The 12,097-nt window shown below is 68.6% G+C and carries 7 protein-coding genes; 4 read left to right on the forward strand and 3 right to left on the reverse strand.

Features of this window, described 5'->3' with window-relative positions; genetic code table 11:
* Positions 1-89: 89 nt before the first annotated feature.
* The 3 genes from AB1346_11385 to AB1346_11395 all read right to left on the reverse strand — a co-directional run bounded on the left by AB1346_11385 (position 90) and on the right by AB1346_11395 (position 5,499).
* Positions 90-1,310 (reverse strand): ammonium transporter, encoded by a 1,221-nt coding sequence (locus AB1346_11385; GenBank protein ID MEW6721041.1) that lies wholly within the window; start codon positions 1,308-1,310, stop codon positions 90-92.
* Between the two features lie 172 nt (positions 1,311-1,482).
* Positions 1,483-4,230, reverse strand: coding sequence for a PAS domain S-box protein (locus AB1346_11390; protein MEW6721042.1), 2,748 nt, complete (start codon positions 4,228-4,230; stop codon positions 1,483-1,485).
* A 60-nt stretch (positions 4,231-4,290) separates the two neighbouring features.
* Positions 4,291-5,499 (reverse strand): class I SAM-dependent RNA methyltransferase, encoded by a 1,209-nt coding sequence (locus tag AB1346_11395; protein MEW6721043.1) that lies wholly within the window; start codon positions 5,497-5,499, stop codon positions 4,291-4,293.
* Positions 5,500-5,516: 17 nt separating this feature from the next.
* Between AB1346_11395 and AB1346_11400 the strand changes: the two genes are divergently transcribed.
* From AB1346_11400 to AB1346_11415, 4 genes are all read left to right on the forward strand, one after another.
* Positions 5,517-8,495, forward strand: a complete 2,979-nt coding sequence (locus tag AB1346_11400) for an NAD-glutamate dehydrogenase domain-containing protein (protein ID MEW6721044.1) — start codon at positions 5,517-5,519, stop codon at positions 8,493-8,495.
* 119 nt (positions 8,496-8,614) lie between these two features.
* Positions 8,615-9,274, forward strand: coding sequence for a succinate dehydrogenase cytochrome b subunit (locus AB1346_11405; GenBank protein ID MEW6721045.1), 660 nt, complete (start codon positions 8,615-8,617; stop codon positions 9,272-9,274).
* An 11-nt stretch (positions 9,275-9,285) separates the two neighbouring features.
* Entirely contained in the window at positions 9,286-11,202 is a 1,917-nt protein-coding gene (locus tag AB1346_11410; GenBank protein ID MEW6721046.1) for a fumarate reductase/succinate dehydrogenase flavoprotein subunit, read from the forward strand.
* The gene (locus tag AB1346_11415; GenBank protein MEW6721047.1) at positions 11,202-11,975 is read left to right on the forward strand and encodes a succinate dehydrogenase/fumarate reductase iron-sulfur subunit; all 774 of its coding nucleotides are present in this window, start codon (positions 11,202-11,204) and stop codon (positions 11,973-11,975) included. Before AB1346_11410 ends, AB1346_11415 begins: the two co-directional genes overlap by 1 nt.
* Positions 11,976-12,097 lie beyond the last annotated feature (122 nt).

The raw sequence follows: 12,097 nt of genomic DNA on the forward strand, positions 1-12,097 counted from the left end.
GGGGCGCCCCGCGCGCGCCCCCCCCTCCCCCGGATCAGTGCGGTCGGCCCACCACCTCCCCGGAGGGTCCCAGGAATCCGTCCTGCGGGTCACCAGTTGTACCCCGCCTCCCCGTGCTGCGAAAGGTCGAGCCCCATCCTCTCGTGATCCGGCTCGACCCGCAGCCCCATCGTCTTGTCCAGCAGGACGAGCAGCCCGTAGCTGACGGCGAAGGAGTACGCCAGGGTGACCGCCACCGCGAGCGCCTGGATCGCAAGCAATTTCGGGTTGCCGAAGAACAGGCCGTCGGCCCCGGCCGAATTGACCAGCGTGGTGGCGAACAGCCCGGTCGCCAGCGCGCCGAACGTCCCGCCGACGCAGTGCACGCCGACCACGTCCAGGGAGTCGTCGTACCCGAAGCGCCCTTTGAGCATGATCGCGCCGTAGCAGATCGTTCCCGCCGCCAGCCCGATCGCGATGGCCGCCATCGGCTGCACGAACCCGGCGGCGGGCGTGATCGCCACAAGCCCCGCCACGCAGCCGGACGCGCCGCCGAGCACCGTGGGCTTGCGCCGGTGGATCCATTCCGCGAACACCCAGGACAGCGTCGCGGACGCGGCGGAGAGATGCGTGGCGACGAACGCCCCGGTCGCCAGCTCCCCCGCCGAGAGGGCGCTGCCGGCGTTGAACCCGAACCAGCCGAACCACAGGATCGCCGCGCCGATCACCGTCATCGGCAGGTTGTGCGGCGCCATGTTCTCGGTGCCGAACCCCTTGCGCTTCCCGACGACCAGCGCCGCCGCCAGCGCGGAGATCCCCGAGGTGATGTGGACGACCGTCCCCCCCGCGAAGTCGAGGGCGCCCAGGTTCCGGATCCACCCCCCGACCCCCCACACCCAGTGCGCCACCGGGTTGTACACGAGCAGCGCCCAGAGGAGCGAGAAGACGATGAAGGCGGAGAACTTGAACCGCTCCGCGAACGCGCCGGTGATCAGCGCCGGGGTGATCACGGCGAACATCATCTGGTAGACCATGAACGCGAGGTGCGGGACGGTGGCGGCGTAATCCTTGTTGGGGGCGAGGCCGACGCCGGAGAGGCCGAACCAGGACAGATCTCCGATGAGCCCCCCGTGGTCGGGGCCGAACGCCATGCTGTAGCCCACCAGCGCCCACTCGACGCTGATGAGGCCGATGATGATCAACGACTGCATGATCGTGCCCAGGATGTTCTTCCTGCGCACCATCCCCCCGTAGAAGAGCGCGAGCCCGGGGGTCATGAACATGACCAGGGATGCGGATACGAGGAGCCAGGCGGTGTCTCCGGTGTTCATGGAAATTCCCTCCTTGAGGAATCGTGATGGGTGCCGACCCGCGATTGGAGAGAGCAACCGCCGTGCCATCGCGCAACATTGCGGAACGGCGAGGGAAACCGGAGAAGTGGCCGGAGGAGGGGCCCGACAAATATGTAGAATTTACGACATTAAATGCGAGACGAGGACAACTTCACCCCGCCGGTGCGGAGTCGAGCACGGTGCGGACCGTGCGGGCGAGCACGTCGGCGCGGTACGGCTTGGGAAGGAACACGGCGCCCCCGATGTCCTCGGAGGGGGTGTTCCCGCTTGAGAGGATGACCTTCGCCCCGGGATTCATCCGGCGGATCTCCCGCAGCACCTCCAGCCCCGAGCGCTGCGGCATCGTCATGTCCACGAGGACGAGGTGGATCCGGTCCTTCATCTCGGCGTACCGCTCGATCGCCTCCTTGCCGTCGCCCGCCAGGAACACCTTGTAGCCGTAAGACTCCAGCACCATCCGGCCCAGGTCGCGGATCAGCTCCTCGTCGTCGACGAAGAGCACGGTCTCGGTCCCCTCCATCGGACGGGACGTGTCCACCGGCCGCTCCGGCTCCGCGACGGCCCCCTCCGCCTCGGGGAAGAAGGCGCAGAAGGTCGTCCCCTTTCCCGGGCGGCTGTCCAGGTTGATCCAGCCGTTGTGCTGCTTGACGATGCCGTACACTGTGGAAAGCCCGAGCCCCGTGCCGCGCCCCATCTTCTTCGTGGTGAAGAACGGCTCGAAGACGCGCCGCTGCAGCGCATCGTCCATCCCCGCGCCGTTGTCGCCGATGGAAAGCCGGACGAACCGCCCCTTCCGCGCGTACGGGAAGATGCGGCAATAGTCGTCGTCGACCGCCACGCTCTCCGCGCGCACGTAGATCCAGTACCCCGTGAGCGGGCGGTTCGCGCTTGCGTCCTTCGCGTCGAGCGTCTCGAGGATCGCGTCGCGGGCGTTGATGCACAGGTTCATCAGGACCTGGTGGACCTTGTTCGGGTCGGCGAGCGCCGGCGGAAGCCCCTCTTCGATGGAGGCGGTGATCTCGATGCGCCGGTCGATCGTCTGCGAGAAGAGGGTCACCACCTCCCGGACGACGTTCCCGAGGTCGACGGGACGCGCCTCCGAGGGGGAGCGCCGGGAGAAATCGAGAAGCTGCCGGATCAGGTGAACGCCGCGCTCGGAGGCCCGGATGGCGTCGGCGATCGGTCCCGCAACGCCCGATTCCGGGGCGACCCGCCGCTGGGCGGCGTCGAGGCTGCCGAGGATCCCCGTGAGCAGGTTGTTGAAGTCGTGGGCGATCCCCCCGGCCAGCGTCCCCACCGCCTCCATCTTCTGCATCTCGATGATCTGCTTCTCGAGGAGGCGCCGGTCGGTGACGTCGATCCCCGTGACGACGACGGAGGAGACCTCGTCGGCCGGACCGTGCAGCGGGGCGTATTTCCAGGAGACCGTCCGCTCCTCGCCGGAGGCGGTGCGCAGCCGCGTCTCCAGGGAGAACGGCGCGGGGCGCCCGGACAGGATCTCCTTGAGGGCGGTGTTGTGGATCTCGCGCATCGGCTCCTCGATCAGGAACCCGGCCATCCGCTTCCCGACGACCTCCTCCGCCGCGAACCCGGTGGTCTCCTCGCACTGGCGGTTGAAGAGGAGGACCTCCCCATCCCGGCCGAGCTGCAGCACGAGCGCCCCGGCGATGTCGAGGATCCGCGTCGAGAAATCCCTCTCCGACCGCAGCTCGCTCAGGATGCGGGCGCGGTTCGTGACGTCCCGGAGGATCGCCATCCCGAGCGGGCCGTGGCGCGCCGGCACGAAGGACTCCTTCCGGTTCCCTCGCGGGACCCACGTTACGGAGATCTCCCCGTCGAACACGGTGCCGTCTCTCCGCCGCAGCGGCGTCTCCCGAACCTCGAGCCCCCCCTCCGGAACGGGCCCGCGCAGGGCGGCCCGGAGCGACGCGGCGGCGCTCCCTCCGGCGAGGATCGCGGCCGGGTCCAGGTCGAACATCATCTCCGGGTAGGGATAGCCCAGGATGGCGGCCGCCGCGGGGTTCGCGCGCACCACCTTCCCCTCGCGCACCAGCAGGACGCCGTCCCGCTGCGCCCGGAGCAGCTCGTCGTACGAGGACTTCGCGTTGGCGAAGGTCTCGTGGCGCCGCGCGGACTGGAGCGCGTCCCCGATGCGGCGGGCCATCGTCCCGAACCCGGAAGCTTCCGGCGGGCCGAAGGCGTCCGACGCGTCCGAGTGCACCGTGAGGATCTTCTGAGGCACGGAGGCGGGATCGATCCGGACCGAGATGCAGCTCCGCAAGCCCCGTTTCCGCAGCGTTTCCCTCGGGGCCGCATCTCCCGGATCCCGGTCCCGCAGGACGCGGGTCTCGCCCGTCGCGGCGCAGATCCCCGGCGGCGTGCGCCCCCAGGGGGTGTCGTCCCACCGGAACGGCAGCTCCCCGAGAAGCCCCGCGGCCTCCCCCGCGGCGTGGAGCACGCGGAAGGAGCCGTCGGCCTCCGGCGCCCCGATCCACGCAAGGCGGTACCCGCGCCGTCCGGCGAGGATGCCGCAGATCCCCGAAAGGATCTTCCCTTCCTCCAGCGACCCGACGAGGGAGCGGTCCACCTCGATGATCAATGCATGCCGGGCTTCGAGGCGCTCCTTGAAGTCGAACCACCTCCCGGTGAGGAGGAAGCCGGAGGCCAGCAGGAGCGACAGGAACAGCTCGACGGCGGGGACCGAAAATCCGGCGAGGGAGACGGGCTCGCCGGAAATCGCGAACGCGGTCAGGAGCGACAGGGCGCCTTTCAGGAGGAGGGCGGAGAAGACCAGGAGCCAGACCCGCCCGATCCTTCTGCCCAGGATGAAGGCGAGCGACTTCCAGGCCGCGACGAACTGGAACAGCGCCGATCCGACGTGGATCCATGCCAGCGTCATTTCGATGGCTTCTCCCCCGCCGGGAATATTAGCATCTTCTCCCCGCCCGGTGGAACCGGATCACCGGAGCAGAAGAACCGCCAGCGCCTCCACGTGGTGCGTGTTAGGGAAGAAGTCGAAGAGCTGGAGCAGCCCGAGGGCGTACCGGTCGGACAATGCGGCGACGTCCCGGGCCAGCGTCGCCGGGTTGCAGGAGATGTAGCACACCGCGTCCGCGCCGATCCGGCGGGCGAGGGACAGCGCCGTCGCCGAAAGCCCCGATCGCGGCGGGTCGACGACCAGGACGTCGAACCGCCCCTCCGGGCGGTACTGCTCGACGCTCGAGCGGATCGCCCGGACGTTCGCGAGGGAGTTTTCCCGGACGTTCCGGCGCAGGTCCGAGAAGGCGCGCGCCTCCTCCTCCACCGCGACGACCTCCCCGAAGCGGGACGCCAGCGGCAGCGCGAAGTTCCCCGCGCCGGCGTAGAGGTCCAGCAGGCGGGCCGAGGGCGAGCCCTGGACGAACTCGAGAATCCGCCGGATGAGCGTCCAGTTCATCCGCCAGTTCGCCTGGAAGAAGGCCCCGCCCGAGACGCCGTAGGCCAGCTCCCCCAGCTTGAGGGTGATCCGCTCCTTCCCCCACGTGCGGTCCTCGAACCGCGCCCCCGTGAGGAAGCCGCGGAGCCGGTCGGCGATCCTGCGGTCGAATCGCACGCCGGGGAACCAGGCGACGGCCGCCTCCCCGTCCGTCGCCACGTGGATGTCGGAGATCCCCGGGACGATCTCTCCCAGCCCCCGGAGCGCGGGGAGGCAGACGTTGATCCTTCCCAGCATGAGGGGGCACCGGGCGATCGGCACCAGCCGGCGGGAGCGCTCGGCGAAGAAGCCGACCGCATTCCCGTCCGTCTTGAACTGGCCGCGGTACCGGTAGCCGAATTGGGGGCCGGGAGGCGCCAGCGCCGGAACGACGTCGGCCCGGCCGATCCGCCGGAACGCCTCCTGGAGGACCCCCCGCTTCATCTCGAGCTGGTGCGGGTAGGTGGCGTGCTGGATCTGGCAGCCGCCGCAGTCCCCGAAATACCGGCACGGCGGATCGACGCGGAACGGGGAGGGAGACAGGACCTGGATCGTCTCGGCGAACGCGTAATCCTTCTTGCGCTGCCCGAGGCGCACCTCCACCTTCTCGCCGGGGAGCGCCCCGCGGATGAAAAGGACGCCGAAGTCCTCGGTCCGGGCGAGGGCATAACCGCCGTATACGGGGGAAAGGGTTGTGACGATCCTTCGCTGCATAAGATAAGATTACCATCATGGATCGAGCCGTCCTTCGAAACATCGGGGAGGCCGTCAAAACTTCGCGGGGCGCGCTCGCATGGCTCCATGCGAACATGCCCCGGATCTTCTTCCAGACGCTCCGGGAAGAGCCGGAAGCGGTCGCCTCCCTCTGCCTCCACATGGGATCGCTCGAACGGAACCGGCGCGTGATCCTCGCCGACCGGGAGGAGCTCCTGATGGTCGCGGGGCTCTCGTCGCCGGGCTCCCTCAACGAGACGCTCCGGTCGCTCGACCGCCGCATCGCCTATGCAGAGTTCGCCCATTCCTACGGCCCCGTTCCCGGGACCGGACGGGACCTCGAGTTCCAGCGGTACGAGTTCGAGCGGACGCCGGAACCGTGGGCCCCCCGCATCCGGGACGCGCAGGTCCCCCCCGCGCACCGCCGCCGCATCCGGGAGGCGCTGAAGGGCTTCTCCCCGCCCGTCCCCGCGATGGAGCGGGAGGAGCTGCTCCGGATCCTCTGGGCAAACAACCCCGGATACGTGCGGCTGTCCCCTCCCGTGCGGGTCGCCCGCCTCCTGTGGCTCTTCCGCACGGCGAAAAGCCGCGGCGGGGTCCACATCGACGTCGAGGACGCGGAGGCCGAGGCGGGCGGCGAGCGGCGGGAGAGCCGGGTCCTCTTCGCCATGGCGAACCCCCCGGGGAGGGAGTACCTCCTGCAGGTCATGGAGGTCTTCCACCGGCTGGAGCTGGGGGTCCGGCGCGCCTACACGATGGTCGTTTCCACGGCGTCCTACCCGTACTTCCTCGGGACGTTCTACGTCGTCCGCCGCGACGGGGGGCTCCTCGAAAAGGACTCCCCGCTGTTCGGCCGCCTCCGCCGGGAGCTCCACGGGGTGCAGATCCTCTCCATCGGATCGGAGACGTACCGCAGGTACGTGACGACCCGGCTGATGACGGGCGAGGAAGCGTCGCTGGTGGAGGCCTTCATCGGCTTCTGCCATACCAGCCTCGCGCACAACCAGCCGCACCGCTACACGCTGGAGGACGTGGCGCGCGCGTTCCACTCCCACCCCGACATCGTCCTGAAGCTGACGCGCGCCTTCGGGCTGCGGTTCGATCCCGAGATCGCCGGCCGCGCCCCGGCCTCCGAGGCGGGGCTGCGCGAGGCGGAGAAGGAGGTCGAGGAATACAACACCGGCCACCGGCAGCTCGACGAGTTCCGCAGGTCGGTCTTCCGCGCCGCCCTCTCGTTCATCCGGAGGACGCTCAAGACGAACTTCTACGTGTCCGAGAAGTCCGGCCTGGCGTTCCGCCTCGACCCCGCGTACCTGGACGACCTGGGACCCGCCTTCACCGCGGACCTCCCGGCGGGGCGCCCCTTCCGCGTCACCTATTTCTTCGCGCGCAACGGGCTGGGATACCACATCGGCTTCTCCGACATCGCGCGCGGCGGGTGGCGGACCGTCATCACGAGGAGCCGGGACGACTACGTCACCGTGGCGAATGCCGTCTTCCGGGAGTGCTACGTCCTGGCGCACACCCAGCACCTGAAGAACAAGGACATCTACGAGGGCGGGTCGAAGATGGTGGCGATCGTGCGGGCGCGGAGCCAGGACTCGAGGGAGCTGGCGACCCAGCGCCTGCACAAGGTGCAGCTCGCCTTCATCAACGCCTTCCTTGACATCTTCGTCACGGCGGACGGCCGGGCGAAGGAGCCCCGCGTCGTCGACTACTACGGCGGGGAGGAGCCGATCGAGCTGGGACCCGACGAGAACATGCACGACCGGATGATCGAGACGATCGCGCGCCTTTCGGTCGAGCGGGGATACATGCTCGGGGCCGGCATCATCTCGAGCAAGAAGGCGGGGATCAACCACCGGGAGTACGGCGTGACCTCGACCGGCGTCGTCAAGTTCGCGGAGGTCGCCATGCGGGAGGCGGGGACGGACATCCGCTCCGACGCCTTCACCGTCAAGTTCACCGGCGGCCCCAACGGGGACGTGGCGGGAAACGCCATGCGGATCCTGCTGCGCGACTGCCCGAAGGCCCGGATCGTCCTGATCCTCGACGGATCGGGGGCGCTGTGCGACCCGGAAGGGCTCGACCGCGCCGAGCTCTCGCGGATCCTGCTCACCCGCGACCTCGAGGCGTTCCGGCCGGAGCGGCTCCACCCCGGCGGGTTCCTCCTCTACCGGAACGAGCGCCGGACGGAGGGGCTGCGCGAGCTGTTCAAGCGGGCGGTCCGCACGGAGGCGGGCGTCTCCCCGGGCTGGGTCACGCTGGACGAGTTCAACCAGGAGTTCGACCGGCTCGTCTTCGCCGTGCCGGCGGACCTGTTCATCCCCGCGGGAGGGCGCCCGGAGACGGTGGACGGGAGCAACTGGCGGCGGTTCCTCGGCGCCGGCGGCGTCCCGACCGCCCGGGTCGTCGTCGAGGGGGCGAACTCGTTCTTCACGCCGGAGGCGAGAACGCGTCTCCAGGAGGCGGGCGTGACGATCCTCCGGGACGCCTCCGCGAACAAGTGCGGCGTCATCTCCTCTTCGTACGAGATCATCGGAAACCTGCTGATGACGACGAAGGAGTTCCTCGCCCGAAAGGACGAGTACGTCCGGGACGTGCTGGCGATCCTCGAGAAGCGCGCCGGGGACGAGGCGGAGGCGATCTTCCGGCGGAAGCGGGAGGACCCGCAACGGCCGTACACGGACATCACCGACGCGATCAGCGCGGAGATCAACGAGCGGTACGCCCGGCTGTTCGACTTCTTCCATGCGCGCCCCGCGCTGACGCTCGCCCGGCCCTGGCGGCGGGCGCTGCTCTCCCACCTGCCCGCCATCCTCCGGGACGACGCGCGGTACCGCAGGAGGGTCCCGCGGCTCCCGGAAAAGTACCGCTGCGCGATCGCCGCCGTGGAGATCGCGACGGCCATGATCTACCGGGGAGGGTTCCGGCACGACTTCGAGGGAGACCTGCGCAGGTACGTAGAGGCGACGTTCGGCGGATTAAAGGATTAAAACATTGATTTGACTTATGGCATCCCCGTATTTAACATGAGGTTTTCCAGATGCGACCCGTTCTCGTCAACCGTCGACGCCCAGACCCCAGCGAAAAGGCGGAAGGCATGCCAACGTTCATGAACTCGGTGTTCCGGAAAGCGTTGATGAGTCTGACGGGAATCTTCATGCTCTGGTTCCTCACGGTGCACATGCTCGGCAACACCCTGATCCTGCGGCAGCCGGGCGACATCAACGCGTATTCGAGCGGGCTGCACATCCTGCCCACCATCCTCCTCGGCGTGCGCCTCGCCCTGCTGGCGGTCCTCCTCCTCCACGCGGGCCTGGGGATCATGCTCACGCTGGAGAACTGGAAGGCGAACCCGCAGAAGTACGCCGTGAAGCGGAGGATCCGGGCGGGCATCTCCGGGGAGACGATGATCTGGTCGGGGCTGCTGATCCTGGCCTTCCTTCTTTACCACCTGCTGCATTTCACGATCCGCGTCGTTCCCGGCACCGCCCTCGGAACCGACGCCCAGGGGCGGTTCGACGTCTTCTCCATGGTGGTGAAGGCCTTCCGCAACTGGCCGGTCTCCCTGGTCTACCTCGCCGCCATGGGCGTCCTGTTCCTGCATCTCGCCCACGGAGTCCAGAGCATCTTCCAGACCGTCGGGATGAACAACGAGAAGGCCATGCCGTGGTTCGTCCTGTTCGGAAAAGCCGTCGCCGTCTTCTTCCTGGTCGGGTACGGGATGATCCCCGTGCTCATCCTCGCCGGCATCGGCGTCTTCGCGCGATAAGGGGAAAACAGATGATCCTTGACGGGAAAGCGCCGACGGGACCGATCGAGACGAGCTGGATCCGGCACCGCTCCGACCTGAAGCTGGTGATCCCGGCCAACCGGAGGAAGTACAGGATCCTCGTGGTGGGAACGGGGCTGGCCGGCGCGTCCTCCGCCGCCACCCTCGGCGAGATGGGGTACAACGTGGAGGCGTTCTGCCTCCAGGACACCCCGCGCCGCGCCCACTCCATCGCCGCGCAGGGCGGCATCAACGCCGCGAAGAACTACCTCAACGACGGCGACAGCGTCTTCCGCCTCTTCCACGACACCATCAAGGGCGGCGACTTCCGGGCGCGGGAGGCCGACGCGTGGCGGATGGCCGAGGTGAGCCAGTACATCATCGACCAGTGCGTCGCCCAGGGAGTCCCGTTCGCCCGGGACTACGGCGGTTACCTCGACACCCGCTCCTTCGGCGGCGCCCAGGTGTCCCGCACCTTCTACGCCCGGGGGCAGACGGGGCAGCAGCTCCTGCTGGGCGCCTACTCCGCCCTCTCCCGGCAGATCCGCGCGGGCACGGTGCGGATGTTCCCGCGGACCGAGATGCTCGATCTCGTGGTGATCGGGGGGCGCGCCCGGGGGATCACGGTCCGCGACCTGGTCACCGGCGAGATCCGCTCCCACGTGGGGGACGCCGTCATCCTGGCTACGGGCGGCTACGTCAACGTGTTCCACCTTTCGACGAACGCCATGGCCTGCAGCGTCACGGCCGCCTGGAAGGCCTACAAGAAGGGCGCCTGGTTCGCCAATCCGTGCTACACCCAGATCCACCCGACCTGCATCCCGCAGTCGGGGGAGCACCAGTCCAAGCTGACGCTGATGTCCGAGTCGCTGCGCAACGACGGGCGCTGCTGGGTCCCGAAGCGGAAGTCCGACGTCGGGAAGCCGCCGGGGGAGATCCCCGAGGAGGACCGCGACTACTACCTGGAGCGGAAGTACCCGAGCTACGGAAACCTCGCCCCGCGCGACATCGCCTCCCGCGCGGCGAAGGAGCAGTGCGACGACGGCCGCGGCGTCGGGCCGACCGGCCGCGGCGTTTACCTCGAATTCAAGGAGTCCATCGAGCGGCTGGGCGAGAGCGTGATCCGCGAGCGGTACGGCAACCTGTTCGAGATGTACGAGCGGATCACCGACGAGGACGGGTACAAGGTGCCCATGCGGATCTACCCGGCGCCCCACTACGCCATGGGCGGCCTCTGGGTGGACTACAACCTCATGAGCAACCTCCCCGGGCTCTTCGTCCTGGGCGAGGCGAACTTCTCCGTCCACGGGGCGAACCGCCTGGGCGCCAGCGCGCTGATGCAGGGGCTGGCGGACGGCTACTTCATCATCCCCTACACGATCGCCGACTACCTGGCGCGGATCCGGCCGGGCGGCGTTTCGACCTCCGACACCGAATGCGTGAAGTCCGTGGAGGACGTGAAGGCCGCCCTGAAGCGGCTGCTCTCCATCAAGGGCGACCGGTCCGTGAATTATTTCCGGAAGGAGCTCGGCGCGCTTCTGTGGCAGCACTGCGGGATGGAGCGCAGCCGGGAGAGCCTGACCGAGGCGCTGGCGAGGATCCCCGGCATCCGGGACGAGTTCCGGGAGAAGCTGCGGATCCCCGGGACGGCCGCGGAGTTCAACCAGCAGCTCGAGAACGCGGTCCGGGCCGAGGACTTCATCGAGTTCGCCGAGCTGCTCTGCACCGACGCCCTGCACCGGAACGAGTCGTGCGGCGGCCATTTCCGCGTGGAGCACCAGTACGAGGACGGCGAGGCGAAGCGCGACGACCCGAACTACTGCTACTCGGCGGCGTGGGAATACAAGGGGCCCGGCGCGCCTCCCGAGCTCCACAAGGAGCCGCTCCGGTTCGAAAACGTCCACCTCATGGTAAGGAGCTACAAGTGATGGAACTGAAGCTGATCGTCTGGCGGCAGAAGGGGCCGGACGAGCCGGGGTGGTTCGAGAACTACATCGCGAGGAACGTCAGCCAGGACCAGTCCTTCCTGGAGATGCTCGACCAGGTGAACGAGGATCTGATCCGGAAGGGAAGGATCCCGATCGCCTTCGACCATGACTGCCGGGAGGGGATCTGCGGCACCTGCTCGGCGGTCGTCAACGGCGTCCCGCACGGCGGCTTCGAGCGGACCACCGTCTGCCAGCTCCACATGCGGAAGTTCAAGGACGGGGACGCGATCTACATCGAGCCGTGGCGGGCGCGCGCCTTCCCCATCCTCCGGGACCTCGTCGTGGACCGCGGGGCGCTCGACAAGCTGATCCAGGCGGGCGGCTACATTTCCTGCCACACCGGCGGCGTGCCCGACGGCAACTCCATCCCGGTCTCCAAGGCGGACTCCGACAAGGCGATGGACGCGGCGCAGTGCATCGGGTGCGGCGCGTGCGTGGCGGCGTGCCCCAACGGCTCCGCGATGCTCTTCGTCGGCGCCAAGGTCTCCCATCTCGCCGCCCTCCCCCAGGGGCAGGTGGAGGCGCCCGAGCGCGTCGTCGCGATGATCCAGGCAATGCGGGACTGCGGTTTCGGCAACTGCTCGAACCACTACGAGTGCCAGGCGGTCTGCCCGAAGGACATCGACGTGAAGTTCATCTCCAAGCTGAACCGCGAGTTCCTGACGGCCCTCATCCTGGCGAAGGCGGGTCCCTTCAAGGCTACTGCCGGCTAGCTAGTTCGCGTCCAGGACCTCCCGCACCTTCCTCCCCAGCTCGGCCGGGCCGAAGGGCTTCGGGAGGAGGGAACGATGCCGCTCATCGGCGCCTCCTGTCGAGGAGACCCGGCCGCGCGGCC

This window comes from Thermodesulfobacteriota bacterium (assembly GCA_040758155.1).
In the GTDB taxonomy this organism is placed as follows: Bacteria; Desulfobacterota; Deferrimicrobia; order Deferrimicrobiales; family Deferrimicrobiaceae; genus UBA2219.

Bases quoted from the DNA above. Each gene is read 5' to 3' on its own strand.
- AB1346_11385 (MEW6721041.1), bottom strand. From the start codon at position 1,310: ATGAACACCGGAGACACCGCCTGGCTCCTCGTATCCGCATCCCTGGTC.
- AB1346_11390 (MEW6721042.1), bottom strand. From the start codon at position 4,230: ATGACGCTGGCATGGATCCACGTCGGATCGGCGCTGTTCCAGTTCGTC.
- AB1346_11395 (MEW6721043.1), bottom strand. From the start codon at position 5,499: ATGCAGCGAAGGATCGTCACAACCCTTTCCCCCGTATACGGCGGTTAT.
- AB1346_11400 (MEW6721044.1), top strand. From the start codon at position 5,517: ATGGATCGAGCCGTCCTTCGAAACATCGGGGAGGCCGTCAAAACTTCG.
- AB1346_11405 (MEW6721045.1), top strand. From the start codon at position 8,615: ATGAACTCGGTGTTCCGGAAAGCGTTGATGAGTCTGACGGGAATCTTC.
- AB1346_11410 (MEW6721046.1), top strand. From the start codon at position 9,286: ATGATCCTTGACGGGAAAGCGCCGACGGGACCGATCGAGACGAGCTGG.
- AB1346_11415 (MEW6721047.1), top strand. From the start codon at position 11,202: ATGGAACTGAAGCTGATCGTCTGGCGGCAGAAGGGGCCGGACGAGCCG.